Source organism: Pseudomonas sp. BC42, from assembly GCF_021560055.1.
Lineage (GTDB): Bacteria > Pseudomonadota > Gammaproteobacteria > Pseudomonadales > Pseudomonadaceae > Aquipseudomonas.
Genome location: NZ_CP091067.1, coordinates 2,098,221 through 2,113,649, shown reverse-complemented (window position 1 = coordinate 2,113,649; position 15,429 = coordinate 2,098,221). Strand labels below are relative to the sequence as shown.

The following is a 15,429-nucleotide window of genomic DNA, read 5'->3' as shown; positions in this document are numbered from 1 at the left end:
AATCTGGTTATACTATGAAGACGACATTCGCCGAAAATTTGCAATTTAACTCACAAATTTTACCTTAGCCTGATCCGTTACCAGTGAAAGTAACGTTCAGTCTATCTTTCTATCACATACCCAAATTTTTAAAGAACGATCTAATCAAAAGACTAGAAATCAACATTCAATGTGAATGCTCATTTCTAAGCTTTCAGAAGCAGTTTATGGTGGAGCCAAGCGGGATCGAACCGCTGACCTCCTGCGTGCAAGGCAGGCGCTCTCCCAGCTGAGCTATGGCCCCATAACAAAATTGGTGGGTCTGGGCAGATTCGAACTGCCGACCTCACCCTTATCAGGGGTGCGCTCTAACCAACTGAGCTACAGACCCAATTTCGAGCTTGTAACTGTTAGCTTGGAGCTATCAGCTTGGAGCTTAAAGCTGCTTCTATCGTCTTCTTCAATGAATCAAGCAATTCGTGTGGGAGCTTATGAAGCAGCTGATGTCGTCGATTAAGGAGGTGATCCAGCCGCAGGTTCCCCTACGGCTACCTTGTTACGACTTCACCCCAGTCATGAATCACACCGTGGTAACCGTCCCCCCGAAGGTTAGACTAGCTACTTCTGGTGCAACCCACTCCCATGGTGTGACGGGCGGTGTGTACAAGGCCCGGGAACGTATTCACCGCGACATTCTGATTCGCGATTACTAGCGATTCCGACTTCACGCAGTCGAGTTGCAGACTGCGATCCGGACTACGATCGGTTTTATGGGATTAGCTCCACCTCGCGGCTTGGCAACCCTTTGTACCGACCATTGTAGCACGTGTGTAGCCCAGGCCGTAAGGGCCATGATGACTTGACGTCATCCCCACCTTCCTCCGGTTTGTCACCGGCAGTCTCCTTAGAGTGCCCACCATAACGTGCTGGTAACTAAGGACAAGGGTTGCGCTCGTTACGGGACTTAACCCAACATCTCACGACACGAGCTGACGACAGCCATGCAGCACCTGTCTCAATGTTCCCGAAGGCACCAATCCATCTCTGGAAAGTTCATTGGATGTCAAGGCCTGGTAAGGTTCTTCGCGTTGCTTCGAATTAAACCACATGCTCCACCGCTTGTGCGGGCCCCCGTCAATTCATTTGAGTTTTAACCTTGCGGCCGTACTCCCCAGGCGGTCAACTTAATGCGTTAGCTGCGCCACTAAGAGCTCAAGGCTCCCAACGGCTAGTTGACATCGTTTACGGCGTGGACTACCAGGGTATCTAATCCTGTTTGCTCCCCACGCTTTCGCACCTCAGTGTCAGTATCAGTCCAGGTGGTCGCCTTCGCCACTGGTGTTCCTTCCTATATCTACGCATTTCACCGCTACACAGGAAATTCCACCACCCTCTACCATACTCTAGCTTGCCAGTTTTGGATGCAGTTCCCAGGTTGAGCCCGGGGCTTTCACATCCAACTTAACAAACCACCTACGCGCGCTTTACGCCCAGTAATTCCGATTAACGCTTGCACCCTCTGTATTACCGCGGCTGCTGGCACAGAGTTAGCCGGTGCTTATTCTGTCGGTAACGTCAAAATACTCACGTATTAGGTAAGTACCCTTCCTCCCAACTTAAAGTGCTTTACAATCCGAAGACCTTCTTCACACACGCGGCATGGCTGGATCAGGCTTTCGCCCATTGTCCAATATTCCCCACTGCTGCCTCCCGTAGGAGTCTGGACCGTGTCTCAGTTCCAGTGTGACTGATCATCCTCTCAGACCAGTTACGGATCGTAGCCTTGGTGAGCCATTACCTCACCAACTAGCTAATCCGACCTAGGCTCATCTGATAGCGTGAGGTCCGAAGATCCCCCACTTTCTCCCGTAGGACGTATGCGGTATTAGCGCCCGTTTCCGGACGTTATCCCCCACTACCAGGCAGATTCCTAGGCATTACTCACCCGTCCGCCGCTCGCCACCAGGTACAAGTACCCGTGCTGCCGCTCGACTTGCATGTGTTAGGCCTGCCGCCAGCGTTCAATCTGAGCCATGATCAAACTCTTCAGTTCAAACATCTTTGGGTTTTGAGAAAACCCTAAACTTGGCTCAGCAATCGTTGGTTACATCTTTGATTTCTCGCGGAGTAACTTGTGATGCTGATAATCTTTTTGACTATCAGTCTGACCCCACAAGCACCCACACGAATTGCTTGATTCAGTTGTTAAAGAGCGGTTGGTTAAGACCTTTCGTCTCAACCGAGGCGCGCATTCTACAGCAGCCTCATTTGCTGTCAAGCGGTTTTTTTAGAAGTTTTTGAAGATTTCCTCAACAACTTCAACCACTTGCGCTTTCGATCTCTCGTTAGCGGGAGGCGAATTCTACAGCGTTACACGCTGCTGTCAACACCTCTTTTTAACCGCTTTCGACCGAGACGATCGAATCGTTAACAAGGCGAAAACACACTGCCTTACTAACTGCTTCTGGCTTCGATGAACTGAAGCGTAACCGCTGCCGAAAACCGCGTAACTCGTTGAATATCAAGGAGTTTTCCGTTTCGACTGCGCCGGAAGTGGGGCGAATTATAGACCTATAGAATCTGCCGTCAACCTTTAATTTGAATTTTCTATGATCCCAACCCACATCCCATACCCGCAGCTTCATATATAGAGAAGCAAAAAGACTTTGCGCACTATATTGCTCATTTCTCATTACTTAAGCATCATGCTTCCAGCGTCCGCCCCTCCCCACACTCTGGATGATCCCCTGCATGAACGACCAACCGCGCAGCCTTGCCTCGACCCTGTTTCCCGTGGGGCTGCTACTGATCGCCATGGCCTCGATTCAATCGGGCGCCTCATTGGCCAAGAGCATGTTCCCCATTGTCGGGGCCCAAGGAACCACCACTCTTCGATTGATCTTCGCCAGCATCATCATGCTGCTTCTACTAAGACCCTGGCGCGCCAAGTTCACTGCCAAGACCCTGCGCACCGTGGTTGTCTATGGAATGGCCCTGGGCGGGATGAACTTCCTCTTCTATATGTCCCTGAGAAGCGTGCCCCTGGGAATCGCCGTCGCCCTGGAATTCACCGGCCCACTGGCAGTGGCCCTCTATGCCTCACGCAAGGCGATCGATTTTCTGTGGATCGCCCTGGCCATCATCGGCCTGCTATTGCTGATTCCCACAGGCGCCACCGCAACCGCCATCGACCTGGTCGGTGCAGGCTACGCCCTGGGTGCCGGTGTCTGCTGGGCGCTGTACATTCTGTTCGGACAAAAGGCCGGTGCCGAGAACGGCATCCAGACCGCCGCCCTGGGCGTCATGATCGCCGCGCTCTTCGTCGCGCCCATAGGCATCGTCCATGCCGGCGCCGCATTACTCACCCCATCCCTGATCCCTATCGCCCTGGGCGTCGCGATCTTGTCCACCGCCCTGCCTTACAGCCTGGAAATGGTCGCCCTGACCCGAATGCCCGCCCGTACCTTTGGCACCCTGATGAGTGTCGAGCCGGCTGTCGGCGCACTGTCCGGCCTGCTGTTTCTGCACGAATACCTCTCCCTGGCGCAGTGGATGGCGATCGCCTGCATCATCCTGGCATCTGTCGGAGCAACCATGACCATGCGCCGCGAATCCAAGCCCATAGTTGCAGCCGATTAACATTCAACTCTGGTAATTGGCGCTCAATTAGGCCATGTTTAGCCGGCTACTCAACGTCGGCCATGGAGTTGTCAGACAGGGATATCGCAAACGCAAAAACCATAGGTAATGCAGTCACACTCGGACGTCAGATCCGAGGCTAGCGATAAGGACGGGGATGAAACGATTTTTGATACTGTTGGCCGTACTTGCCATTGCAGGCTGCGCTGCGACCGCGAAAACCGAAGTCAAACGAGGCAAGAAAGGGCTCCACATCAACTGCTCCGGTCTGTCTTCTTCCTGGGACAAGTGCTACGCCAAGGCGACCCAGTCCTGCGGCCCCAAAGGCTACAAGGTGATCGCCAAGTCCGGTGACACCGTGGAAGACCCGGGAGACTACCCTTTCGGCCTGAACCCAGCCGGTTATACCAGTCGCAGCATGATCGTCATCTGCAAGTAGCAGTAGCGCTCACTCTTCGGGCAGCAGCTCCAGCTGCCCAATGATCTGCTCATGGCTCGACGCCAGCACCTGCTGCTGGATATCCGGGCTCACCAGCATTCGTGCCACCACCAGCGCGCCAACACACTGCGACAGAATCGACCAGGCCAGGCTCTCACTGCCCAAGGTCTGCGCCCACGCCCGATGCAGACGACAGATCCAGTCTTGCGCCTCCTGCCGCACTGGCACACTGCCCCGGGCAATCTCCGCGCCCAACGCCGGCAATGCACACCCGGCTCCTGGCTGCTGCAGATGCGCCACGCTCAGGTATTGCTTCAGGCAACGGCGCAATTTATCCCGATTCTGCCGGCCTTCCCCTCCCAGACGCTCCAGGCTCCGGCTCAACTCGCGCTCGACGATGGAACCGAACAGCTCATCCTTGGACCCGAAGTGAGTGTAAAAAGCCCCGCCACTAAGCCCAATGGCCTTCATCAGGGCATCCACGCCGACGGTAGAAAACCCCTCGTTCTTGGCCTGGATCGCACTGCTCTGCAACAGGCGTTCGCGGGTTTCCTGCTTGTGACTGGCTGAATAACGCATGGCTGAAGCTCTCCCCTGCCGGCTTGACGACCGCAGGATCATAGCATAACGTTCGTTTAGTTAACGATCGTTTACCAAAGAGCGAACCTCCCATGACTACAGCCTTGAACAACAACAAAGTGGTACTGGTGGTCGGCGCCGGCGATGCTACCGGCGGTGCCATAGCCAAGCGTTTTGCCGCGCAAGGTTTCACCGCCTGCGTCACCCGACGCAGCGCAGACAAACTGCAACCGCTGGTGGATGCCATCCGGCAAACCGGTGGCCAGGCCCATGGCTTTGCCTGCGACGCGCGCAAAGAAGAGGACGTGGTAGCACTGATCGAACAGATCGAAACCCAGATCGGACCCATCGAGGCATTCGTCTTCAACATCGGCGCCAACGTGCCCTGCAGCATCCTTGAGGAAACCGCCCGCAAGTACTTCAAGATCTGGGAGATGGCCTGTTTCTCCGGCTTCCTCAATGCCCGCGAAGTGGCCAAGCGCATGGTGACCCGCCAACGCGGCACCATCCTGTTCACCGGCGCCACCGCCGGGGTGCGCGGCGCCGCCGGTTTCGCCGCCTTCGCCGGTGCCAAGCACGGTATCCGCGCCCTGGCCCAGAGCATGGCCCGGGAACTGGGGCCGCTGAACATCCATGTCGGCCATATCATCGTCGACGGCGCCATCGACACCGATTTCATACGCACCAGCTTTCCCGAGAAGTACGCCCTCAAGGACCAGGACGGCATCCTCAACCCCGAACACATCGCCGAGAACTACTGGTACCTGCACAGCCAGCCCAGGGATGCCTGGACTTTCGAACTGGACCTGCGCCCCTGGAACGAGCGCTGGTAAGCCACTGCCCCCCACAACAATCAGAGCGTTCACGACATGAGCCAAAAAGTGGAGTTCTTCTTCGACCTGGGCAGCCCGACCAGCTACCTGGCCTATACCCAATTGCCGAACATCTGCGCCCAGACCGGCAGTCAACTGGAGTACCACCCCATGCTGCTGGGCGGGGTCTTCAAGAGCACCGGCAACGCCTCCCCCATCAGCGTTCCCGCCAAGGGCCGCTACATGCTCCAGGACCTGGCGCGTTTTGCCCGACGCTATCAGGTTGAACTCAACTTCAACCCGCACTTTCCCATCAACACCCTGCTACTGATGCGCGCCGCGACCGGGGTGCAGTGGCACATGCCGGAGCGCTTCGTCGAATTCATCGACTGCCTGTTCCGCGCCCTCTGGGTCGACAAACGCAACCTGAACGACGCCGCCACCGTCACCCAGGTCCTGGAGCAAGGCGGTTTCGACCCACAGCAGATCCTCGACCTGAGCCATGACGAACAGGTCAAGGCCCGGCTCAAGGACAACACCGACCAGGCATTGCAACGGGGTGTGTTCGGGGCCCCCAGCATGTTCGTGGGGGACCAGTTGTTCTTCGGCCAGGACCGCCTGGATTTTGTCCGGGAAGCCTTAAGCGCAGACTAACCCCCCTGCTCCGCGGCACCAGCCAGTCGCCACGGACAGGGCCTGCGGCCTTGGCCACATTGCATGACCCAGGCCTTTGTGCAGCGCTTCAGATCGCCGCGGTGCGAAGGTTCAGCCACTCCAGCGCGGCGCCTTCCAGCAGCGGAGCGAGACGCTGGCGCACCTGCGCGTGATAGCCGTTGAACCAGTCCCGCTCCTCCTGGGTGAGCAATCCGGGTTCCAGGCAACGGCTGTCGATCGGGCACAGGGTCAGGGTTTCAAAACCGAGGAACTCACCAAACTCGCTGCTACCGACCTCGCGGTTCAACACCAGGTTCTCGATTCGTACCCCCCAACGCCCGGGACGATAGGTCCCCGGCTCGATGGACGTGATCATCCCCGGCTGCATCGCCGTTTGCGGTGCCGGCGCGGCCTGATAGGCGATCACCTGCGGCCCTTCATGCACATTGAGGAAGTAGCCCACGCCATGCCCGGTGCCGTGTCCGTAATCCACGCCTTCGGCCCAGATCGGCGCCCGGGCGATGGCATCGAGCAACGGCGAAAGAATGCCCCGCGGGAACTGCGCCCGAGACAAGGCGATCACGCCCTTGAGCACCCGGGTGCAATCACGCTTCTGCTCGGCGCTCGGGGTGCCGATCGGCACCATCCGGGTAATGTCGGTGGTGCCTCCCAGGTACTGACCGCCCGAGTCGATCAGCAGCAGGCCATCGCCCTCGATCACCGCATGCTCTTCGGGGGTGGCGTGGTAGTGAGGCATCGCCCCGTTGGCATTGAAGGCCGCGATGGTATTGAAGCTCAAGGACACATAGCCCGGACGCCGTTCACGGGCGGCAGTCAGGTGTTCATCAATGGTCAGTTCGGTGACGCGCTCGCGCCCCAGGGCACTCTCCAGCCAGGCAAAGAACTCGCACAGCGCCGCGCCGTCCTGCTCCATGGCCCGACGAATATGCTCGGCATCCGCCGGGCTCTTGCGCGACTTGGCCAGGGTGGTGGGATTGAGCCCCTCCACCAGCTTCACCCCCGAACGCAAGTTGTTCAGCAATCCGGTGGTCACCCGCGCCGGGTCGATCTGCAACGTCGCGCCTTCCGGCACATCGGCCAAGGCCGCCGCCACCTCCGTGTAATCCCGCAGGCTGACGCCGTCGGCCTCCAGCACCCTGCGCAACGGCTCATCGATCTTGTTCAAGGCCACGAACAAAGTGGCCTGCTGCTGGCTGATCAGGGCGAAAGAGACAAACACCGGGTTGAACGAAACATCCGCCCCCCGCAGGTTGAACAGCCAGGCGATGTCATCGAGGGTGGCAATGAAATGCCACTGCGCGCCACGTTCGCTCAGGGTTTCGCGCAGCTTGGCCAGCTTCTCCACCCGGCTCTGCGTGGCCTGGGGCGGCAAGTGCGGGTAGACCGGTTGATCCGGCAGGCCGGGGCGATCGCTCCACACCTGCTGCAGCAGATCGATATCGGTGCGCAGGCTGGCCCCGCGTTCCTGCAACCTGCTGCCCAGGGTACGGGCCGAAGCCAGCGCCATGACCGCGCCGTCCACCGCCACCACCGCGCCGGACGGGGTCTGTTCCGCCAGCCAGTCCAGGGGCCCGGGCTGACCCGGCTGCAACTTCACCAGATCGATGCCGCTGCCCTTGAGTTCCTTGCTCGCCTGTTCCCAGTAGCGGCTGTCGGCCCAGAGCCCTGCGAACTCCGCCGTCACGATCAGGGTGCCCACCGAGCCGTGGAAGCCCGACAGCCACTGGCGCCCCTGCCAGTAACCCGGCAGGTACTCCGACAGATGCGGATCGGCCGAAGGCACCAGCAAGGCATGAATGCCCTCGCGGCTCATCAACTGACGCACATGCGCCAGGCGCTGGGGGACCACTCCATGGGGCGTTGGCTGGGTACTCATTGTGACTCCTTAACCGGCTTAATCATTGTTATGGAAGGTCGAGATCGCTCGCCCCTCAAGACTGGGCTCCGGCCCAGAATGCCGGAGCAGCGGCGCATGACGCCTTGATCAATTGTGCAGCGCGATCCACGTCCTCTTCGCGGGTGAAGCGTCCCAGACTCAGGCGAATGGTGCGGCCGGCCTGCAACGGGTCATGCCCCAGGGCCAGCAGCACATGGGACGGGGCATTGCTGGCCGAGTTGCAGGCCGAGGTCGCGGAAAACGCCAGGGACGCACTCAACGCGGCGGCGTCAAAGCCACCCTCGCTGAACGTCAGGCTCAGGGTATGGGGAATGCGCTGGGTGGCACTGCCATTCAAGCGCAGGCCGGCCACCCCCGCCAGTTGCTCCAGCAAGCGTTGGCGCAAGCGGACGATGGTGGTGGTTTCCTCGTCGAACAACTCACCGGCCAGCGCAAAGGCTGCGCCCATGGCGGCGATCTGGTGAGTGGCCAGGGTGCCGGAACGCAAGCCGCCCTCATGCCCGCCACCATGGATCTGCGCCTGCAAGCGGCGCTGCGCCCGCGGTCCGACATACAGCGCGCCGATGCCCTTGGGGCCGTACACCTTGTGCGCCGAAAACGACATCAGATCCACCGGCCAGCGCTCAAGATCGATGGCCACCTTGCCCACGCCCTGAGCCGCATCCACATGCAACAGGGCGCCATGCTCACGCACCACCTGGCCAATCGCCGGAATGTCGTTGAGGGTGCCCAATTCGTTGTTGACCAGCATCAGCGACACCAGAACGGTGTCATCCCTCAAGGCCTCGCTCACCGCCTGGGCGCTGATCAACCCCTGAGCATCGGGCAGCAGGTAGGTCACCGCCACACCGCTTTCCTGCAACTGTCGAGCGGTGTCCAGCACGGCCTTGTGCTCGATCTGGCTGGTGATGATGTGCCCACACTCCAGCCCCCGGGCCTGCATCACGCCCTTGAGCGCCAGGTTGTTGGATTCGGTGGCGCCGGACGTCCAGACGATCTGCTCTGGCTGCGCGCCCACCAACTGCGCCACTTGCTGCCGGGCCTGCTCGACACAGCGTCGCGCCGCCTGGCCAAAAGCATGGGAACTGGAGGCCGGGTTGCCAAAGTTGGCGTTGAACCCCAGGCACTCCAGCATCACTTGAATGACCCGCTCATCCACCGGCGTGGTAGCGGCATAGTCGAAATAAAGAGGACGTTTGTTCATGACAGAAAGACCCGCAGAGCTGGTTCCAGGATCGGCATTGGCCCAAAGAGCAAAACGCAGGAACGCGCCGTACCGGGACGGCGCGTCGACGGCAGGCACTGAGCAATGGCCGATCGGATGCAGTTAAAGAAGCACAACTTCGTCTAAAAGTGCGTAGGAACGCTCCTGGCGCGCAGCTTAACAGGCTCGGGGCAAAGCGTTGAAGCACCGCTCAACTGATGTTTTCCAGCACCAGCGGCGCCAGGGAAATCACCAGCAGGCCGGCCATGGCCAGATTGAACAGGCGCAGCCAGCGCGGATTGCGCAGCACATTGCGCAACAGGCTGCCGCACGCCGCCCAGAGACTCACCGTCGGCGCATTGATCAGGGCGAAGACCGCCGCAATCACCAGCACATTGGTGAAATAGCCCTGCAACGGCGTGTAAGTGCTGATGGCGCCCACCGCCATGACCCAGGCCTTGGGATTGACCCACTGAAAGGCCGCCGCGCCCCAGTAGCCCAAAGGCTGCCCCTGGCCCCGCTGGTCGTCGTTCATGGGCCCGGAACGAGCGATGTTCCACGCCAGGTACAGCAGGTAGGCCGCGCCGACATAACGCAGCACGCGGTACAGCACCGGATAGGCTTCGAACACCGCCCCCAGGCCCAGGCCGACCGCCAGCACCAGCACGAAAAAACCACAGCTGATACCGAGGATATGCGGGATGGAGCGGTTGAAACCGAAGTTCAGGCCCGAGGCCAGCAACATGGTGTTGTTGGGGCCGGGGGTGATGGACGTGACCAGGGCAAACAGCGCGAACGCCAACAGCAGGTCAGGGGAAAGGCTCATGGGGGCAAGGTCCTGGGCAAGGTCGATCAGGCCTCGACCCTAACCCAGCACCGGCCCGGAACTCACGGACAGTTGCTGAAAACTTTGACCCGTACAGTTTTCATCAACTGGCCGGTTGGTGACGACTGATATTGCGCTGGGCGCTCATCTCGCCCTGACGGTCGAACGCCGCAGGACGCGCCAGCAGCCGGGCTTTTTCCTGCTGGTACTCATCGAACGACAGACCACGCCGGTTCAGGGCTTCCAGCGCCAGCTCGCGGCTTTCCTCGGCCGTGTAGGGACGCAATTCCGGTGCGCCCGTGCTGGCACAGCCGGCCAGCACGCTGGAAATCAACAGCAGCAGAACAACGGAGTAAGCCTTCATGACGAGCACCTGAAGCGGGTTGCGAACAATGAACACAGGCTACTCGCGCACCGTCAGTGGCAAAAATCATCCCGCTCGATAGTCGCTATCGACTTTTCCGAGGGCTCGGACAGCCCTCTTATATTCCATAAAGACCTATAAATATGGAAACAAGCTCTTTTGAGGAATAACAACAAGCCTTTATAACAGCGACATCCCGTTGCCCAACTGTTGCCGGAGCAACTGTTGGCCAGGCAACAGCCGATCAACAAAACAGTGTCCGAACAACAACAGCCAGCGCCGGCACACCCGGCCAAGCCCCCGGATTACCGGGCTTCGGCCGGTTGGTACAGCTCTTGCTCCCGTGCAGGTACACCTGTCATTGCTCGTTGAGCCACTGTTTAAAAAGGAACCGATCATGTCCCGTCCCCTGAACGTCGTTGCCCTCTCCGGTGGAACCTGGCGCCCGTCCCGGACCCTGGTACTGACCCAAGCCCTGTTGAGCGAGCTGTCCAACCACCTGCCCATCAACAGCCACCTGATCGAACTGGGCGACATCGCCCGTCCCCTGGGCGGCGCCCTGTCGCGCCAGGAACTGCCGGCCGAGGTCGAAGCCGAGCTGCAAGCCATCGAGAACGCCGACCTGCTGATCGTTGCCGCCCCGGTGTACCGCGGCTCCTATCCGGGGCTGCTCAAGCACCTGTTCGACCTGATCGACCTCAACGCCCTGATCAACACCCCGGTGCTGCTGGCCGCCACCGGCGGCAGCGAACGCCACGCCCTGGTCCTGGATCACCAACTGCGTCCGCTGTTCAGCTTCTTCCAGGCCCTGACCCTGCCCATCGGCGTCTACGCCACCGAAGCCGACTTCAGCCACTACCAGATCACCAGCGACCTGCTCAAAGCCCGCATCCAGCTGGCTGCCGAACGCGCTGCGCCACTGTTTGGCGCGCAACCGAACAACCTGCTGAAAATCGCCTAAGGAACTGTCATGGATGTGTTCTGGTTTCTTCCGACCCACGGCGATGGCCACTTCCTCGGCACCGCCCAGGGCGCCCGCCCGGTCACCCTCAACTACCTCAAGCAAGTGGCCCAGGCCGCCGACAGCCTGGGTTACCACGGCGTGCTGATTCCCACCGGGCGCTCCTGCGAGGACTCCTGGGTCATCGCCTCGGCCCTGGTGCCCCTGACCGAACGCCTGCGCTACCTGGTGGCAATCCGTCCGGGGATCATTTCCCCCACCGTCTCGGCGCGCATGGCCGCCACCCTGGACCGGCTGTCCAACGGCCGCCTGCTGATCAATGTGGTGACCGGCGGCGACCCGGACGAGAACCGTGGCGACGGCAGCTTCCTCAGCCACAGCGAACGCTACGAAGTCACCGACGAATTCCTGCAGATCTGGCGCCGGGTGCTGCAGGGCGAAGCCGTGGACTTCGAAGGCAAGCACCTGCACGTACAGAACGCCAAGGCGCTCTACCCCCCGGTGCAGAAGCCCTACCCGCCGCTGTACTTCGGCGGCTCCTCCGACGCCGCCCACGAACTGGCCGCCGATCAGGTAGACGTCTACCTGACCTGGGGCGAGCCGCCGGCCGCCGTGGCGCAAAAGCTTGCCGACGTGCGCGAACGCGCGGCACGCAAGGGCCGCACGGTGAAGTTCGGCATCCGCCTGCACGTGATCGTGCGCGAGACCGAGGCCGAAGCCTGGCAAGCCGCGGACAAGCTGATCGAACACATCAGCGACGAAACCATCGCCGCCGCCCAGCAATCCTTCGCGCGCTTCGACTCCGAAGGCCAGCGGCGCATGGCCGCGCTGCACGGCGGTCGCCGCGATCAACTGCAGATCGCCCCCAACCTCTGGGCCGGGGTCGGCCTGGTGCGTGGCGGTGCCGGCACCGCCCTGGTGGGCAACCCGCAACAAGTGGCCGAACGGATCAAGGAATACGCCGACCTGGGGATCGAGAGCTTCATCTTCTCCGGCTACCCGCACCTGGAAGAGGCCTATCGCTTCGCCGAACTGGTGTTCCCGCTGTTGCCCGAACCCTATGCCAGCCTGGCCGGACGGGGCGTGACCAACCTCACCGGACCGTTTGGCGAAATGATCGCCAACGACGTGCTGCCCAACCGCTCCTGACCCCCTGTGACTGTAGGAGCCGGCTTGCCGGCGAAGGCGATTTGCGCGGCTCTTCGCTGGCAAGCCAGCACCTACGACAGGTGCCCCCCTTTTCCCGGGCCGCCGCAAACGGCCACCCACGAGGAACACCGCGTGACTGCCAAACCGCAAAGCGCCCTGTTGTCCCCCTTGCAGACCGCCCGCCAACTGGCCGCCGAGTTTGCCCTGACCGCCGTCGAACGCGACGAGCGCGGCGGCACCCCCAAGGCCGAACGCGACGCCCTGCGCCTGAGCGGCCTGTTGGCCCTGAGCATTCCCCGCCAGTTCGGCGGCCTGGGCGCGCCCTGGAGCGAGACCCTGAACATCGTCCGCGAATTCGCCAAGGTCGACAGTTCCATCGCCCACGTCTTCGGCTTCCATCACCTGATGCTGGCCACCGTGCGCCTGTTCGCCAAACCCGAGCAGTGGCAGCCCTGGTTCGAGCAGACCGCCCGCAAGAACTGGTTCTGGGGCAACGCCCTCAACCCTCTGGACACCCGCACCCTGGTCAAGAACCTGGGCGGCTGGCGCGAGTTTTCCGGGAAGAAAAGCTTCTGCTCCGGGGCCAGCGACTCGGAAATGCTCATCGCCTCGGCAGTGGATGAAAGCAACGGCGGCAAGTTGCTGATCGCCGCCATCCCCAGCGGTCGCAGCGGCATCACCCTGCACAACGACTGGAACAACATGGGCCAGCGCCAGACCGACAGTGGCAGCGCCACCTTCGAACGGGTGCGGGTCGAGGAATCGGAACTGCTGCTGGACCCGGGTCCCTTGAGCACTCCCTTCGCCTGCCTGCGCCCGCTGATCGCCCAACTGACCTTCACCCACATGTTCCTCGGCATCGCCGAAGGCGCCTTCGAGGAAGCCCGGCAGTACACCTTGAGCGAAACCCGGGTCTGGCATAAGTCCAGCGCCCAGGACGTGCGCCAGGACCCCTACATCCTCAGCCACTACGGCGAGTTCTGGGTCGCCCTGGAAGGCATCCGCCTGCTGGTGGAACGGGCCGCCGCCCTGCTGGACCAGGCCTGGGCCAAAGGCCCGAACCTCAGCGCCGAAGAGCGCGGGCACCTGGCCACGGCGATCGCCACCGCCAAGGTCGCCGCCAGCCGCCAGGGCCTGGACCTGTGCAGCCGGCTGTTCGAAGTCACCGGTGCGCGCTCGACCCATGCCTCCCTGCGCCTGGACCGCCACTGGCGCAACCTGCGCACCCAGACCCTGCATGACCCGCTGGACTACAAGCTCCACGAACTGGGCGACTGGGCACTGAACCAGTCCCTGCCGACCCCGACCTTCTACTCCTAGTTGCCGATTTCCGGAGAGTGCCGATGCAGCTGCTGACCCTACCCCCCTCGCCCGCCCTGGCGACCTCGATCCGCGCCACCGCCCAGGTGTTCGAGGACCCGAAATCCCAGGCCCTGCTGGCACACCTGCAACAGGTGGCACCGAGCGAAGCCAGCGTACTGATCATCGGTGAAACCGGGACCGGCAAAGAGCTGGTGGCACGGCATATCCACAACCTCAGCGCCCGGCGCAACCGGCCGTTCGTCGCGGTGAACTGCGGCGCCTTCTCCGAATCCCTGGTGGAAGCGGAACTGTTCGGCCATGAAAAAGGCGCCTTCACCGGCGCCCTCAGCGCCAAGGCCGGCTGGTTCGAGGAGGCCGACGGCGGCACCCTGTTCCTCGACGAGATCGGCGATTTGCCCATGGCCATCCAGGTCAAGCTGCTGCGGGTGCTGCAGGAACGGGAAGTGGTACGCCTGGGCTCGCGCAAAAGCATCCCCATCGACGTGCGGGTCCTGGCGGCCACCAACGTCCAGCTGGAAAAGGCCATCAATGCCGGGCATTTCCGCGAGGACCTGTATTACCGCCTGGACGTGGTCAGCCTGGAACTGAGCCCGCTGCGCGAACGTCCCGGCGACATCCTGCCCCTGACCCGACACTTCATCGAGGCCTACAGCCAGCGCCTGGGCTACGGCAACATCAGCATCAGCAAGGAGGCCGAACACAAACTCAAGAGCTACAGCTGGCCGGGCAACATCCGCGAACTGGAAAACGTCATCCACCACACCCTGCTGATCTGCCGCAACGGCGTGATCGAACAGGGCGACCTGCGCCTGTCCCACATGCGCATCGAACGCGCCGACGACAACCAGCCAAGTCACGACGACTCCACCGAAGCCCTGCTGGAGCGGGCCTTCCACAAACTCTTCGAGGAGCAGGCCGGCGCCCTGCACGAAAAAGTCGAGGACGCCCTGCTGCGCGCGGCCTATCGCTTCAGCCACTACAACCAGGTCCACACCGCCAATCTGCTGGGCCTGAGCCGCAACGTCACCCGCACCCGGCTGATCAAGATCGGCGAACTGGCGGTCAACAAACGCCGCCCGGCCGCCGCGCCCAACGAGCGCACCCTGCAACTGTCGATCTAGCCCGACAGCTTGCAATGCAAGGCATTGTCCTGACTGCGGGCAATGCTGCTCAGCACCTGGAACGAGCCGAAGGTCACGGTCCTGGCCTGATGGGCCAGGATCAACTGCCAGAAATCCTGCTCGCCGCTCTCGAAACTCCGGAAGGCCGCCTCGCCCGCCTCCCGCGACTGCCACTGCAGGTAGTTGAGCACTCGCCGCCCGTCATCGCTGACCTGCACGCTGGCGCTGAGAAAGCCGCCATACCCCTGGGCCAGACGCTCGGTCTGCGCGGACAAGGCCGATACCAAGGCCTGCTGCTGGTGCGGCTCGATCTCGAACTCGATCAACTGGGTGAAGCTGCGGTTTCTCTCAAATGCGGCCATGAACGGCTCCCTAAGGCGGTCGGATAGAATCTTGCGATGGAATGCGCCGCAGGGTAAAACCTCTAGTTAAGTCAAGGTCAAGCACGTTTTTCATTCCGG

The 15,429-nt window shown here is 61.3% G+C and carries 14 protein-coding genes, 2 tRNA genes and 1 rRNA gene; 8 read left to right on the top strand and 9 right to left on the bottom strand.

All coding sequences use genetic code 11. The features are described 5' to 3' along the window. Positions 1-207: 207 nt before the first annotated feature. From L1O02_RS10005 to L1O02_RS09995, 3 genes are all read right to left on the bottom strand, one after another. Positions 208-283: transfer RNA gene (locus tag L1O02_RS10005), tRNA-Ala, on the bottom strand. 10 nt (positions 284-293) lie between these two features. After that, positions 294-370 (bottom strand) — tRNA-Ile (locus tag L1O02_RS10000). A gap of 123 nt (positions 371-493) precedes the next feature. Further along, positions 494-2,032 (bottom strand): 16S ribosomal RNA (locus tag L1O02_RS09995). A 698-nt stretch (positions 2,033-2,730) separates the two neighbouring features. Here L1O02_RS09995 and rhtA point away from each other — a divergent pair. Then, on the top strand, positions 2,731-3,618 hold the full coding sequence (gene rhtA, locus L1O02_RS09990; RefSeq protein WP_108546017.1) for a threonine/homoserine exporter RhtA: 888 nt from the start codon (positions 2,731-2,733) through the stop codon (positions 3,616-3,618). A 157-nt stretch (positions 3,619-3,775) separates the two neighbouring features. Continuing rightward, the gene (locus L1O02_RS09985; RefSeq protein WP_060840323.1) at positions 3,776-4,057 is read left to right on the top strand and encodes a hypothetical protein; all 282 of its coding nucleotides are present in this window, start codon (positions 3,776-3,778) and stop codon (positions 4,055-4,057) included. A gap of 9 nt (positions 4,058-4,066) precedes the next feature. Here L1O02_RS09985 and L1O02_RS09980 read toward each other — a convergent pair whose 3' ends face one another. Further along, positions 4,067-4,636 carry a TetR/AcrR family transcriptional regulator gene (locus tag L1O02_RS09980; protein WP_235759808.1) on the bottom strand — a complete coding sequence of 190 codons (570 nt, stop codon included), beginning with the start codon at positions 4,634-4,636 and terminating at the stop codon, positions 4,067-4,069. A gap of 92 nt (positions 4,637-4,728) precedes the next feature. Between L1O02_RS09980 and L1O02_RS09975 the strand changes: the two genes are divergently transcribed. Continuing rightward, positions 4,729-5,469 carry an SDR family oxidoreductase gene (locus L1O02_RS09975; protein ID WP_235759807.1) on the top strand — a complete coding sequence of 247 codons (741 nt, stop codon included), beginning with the start codon at positions 4,729-4,731 and terminating at the stop codon, positions 5,467-5,469. Between the two features lie 36 nt (positions 5,470-5,505). Continuing rightward, positions 5,506-6,102 carry a 2-hydroxychromene-2-carboxylate isomerase gene (locus L1O02_RS09970; RefSeq protein WP_060840326.1) on the top strand — a complete coding sequence of 199 codons (597 nt, stop codon included), beginning with the start codon at positions 5,506-5,508 and terminating at the stop codon, positions 6,100-6,102. Between the two features lie 88 nt (positions 6,103-6,190). On the opposite strand, the gene L1O02_RS09965 is transcribed toward L1O02_RS09970, so the two are convergent. From L1O02_RS09965 to L1O02_RS09950, 4 genes are all read right to left on the bottom strand, one after another. Continuing rightward, positions 6,191-7,999 carry an aminopeptidase P family protein gene (locus L1O02_RS09965; RefSeq protein ID WP_060840327.1) on the bottom strand — a complete coding sequence of 603 codons (1,809 nt, stop codon included), beginning with the start codon at positions 7,997-7,999 and terminating at the stop codon, positions 6,191-6,193. Between the two features lie 55 nt (positions 8,000-8,054). Next, positions 8,055-9,224, bottom strand: coding sequence for an aminotransferase class V-fold PLP-dependent enzyme (locus L1O02_RS09960; RefSeq protein ID WP_235759806.1), 1,170 nt, complete (start codon positions 9,222-9,224; stop codon positions 8,055-8,057). 211 nt (positions 9,225-9,435) lie between these two features. Next, positions 9,436-10,050, bottom strand: a complete 615-nt coding sequence (locus tag L1O02_RS09955; RefSeq protein ID WP_060840329.1) for a LysE family translocator — start codon at positions 10,048-10,050, stop codon at positions 9,436-9,438. A 103-nt stretch (positions 10,051-10,153) separates the two neighbouring features. Further along, positions 10,154-10,414 (bottom strand): hypothetical protein, encoded by a 261-nt coding sequence (locus L1O02_RS09950; protein ID WP_060840330.1) that lies wholly within the window; start codon positions 10,412-10,414, stop codon positions 10,154-10,156. A 397-nt stretch (positions 10,415-10,811) separates the two neighbouring features. Between L1O02_RS09950 and msuE the strand changes: the two genes are divergently transcribed. The 4 genes from msuE (at position 10,812) to L1O02_RS09930 (ending at position 14,968) form a co-directional block, all read left to right on the top strand. Beyond that, positions 10,812-11,375: an FMN reductase gene (gene msuE, locus L1O02_RS09945; protein WP_060840331.1), complete on the top strand. Its 564-nt coding sequence runs from the start codon at positions 10,812-10,814 to the stop codon at positions 11,373-11,375. 9 nt (positions 11,376-11,384) lie between these two features. Continuing rightward, the gene (gene ssuD, locus L1O02_RS09940; RefSeq protein WP_060840332.1) at positions 11,385-12,524 is read left to right on the top strand and encodes an FMNH2-dependent alkanesulfonate monooxygenase; all 1,140 of its coding nucleotides are present in this window, start codon (positions 11,385-11,387) and stop codon (positions 12,522-12,524) included. A gap of 132 nt (positions 12,525-12,656) precedes the next feature. Beyond that, positions 12,657-13,844 (top strand): acyl-CoA dehydrogenase family protein, encoded by a 1,188-nt coding sequence (locus tag L1O02_RS09935; protein WP_235759805.1) that lies wholly within the window; start codon positions 12,657-12,659, stop codon positions 13,842-13,844. Between the two features lie 23 nt (positions 13,845-13,867). Beyond that, on the top strand, positions 13,868-14,968 hold the full coding sequence (locus tag L1O02_RS09930; protein WP_060840334.1) for a sigma-54 dependent transcriptional regulator: 1,101 nt from the start codon (positions 13,868-13,870) through the stop codon (positions 14,966-14,968). Here the strand turns inward: L1O02_RS09930 and L1O02_RS09925 are convergent. Next, positions 14,965-15,330 carry an antibiotic biosynthesis monooxygenase gene (locus L1O02_RS09925; protein WP_060840335.1) on the bottom strand — a complete coding sequence of 122 codons (366 nt, stop codon included), beginning with the start codon at positions 15,328-15,330 and terminating at the stop codon, positions 14,965-14,967. The two genes, L1O02_RS09930 and L1O02_RS09925, sit on opposite strands and share 4 nt — an antisense overlap. Positions 15,331-15,429 lie beyond the last annotated feature (99 nt).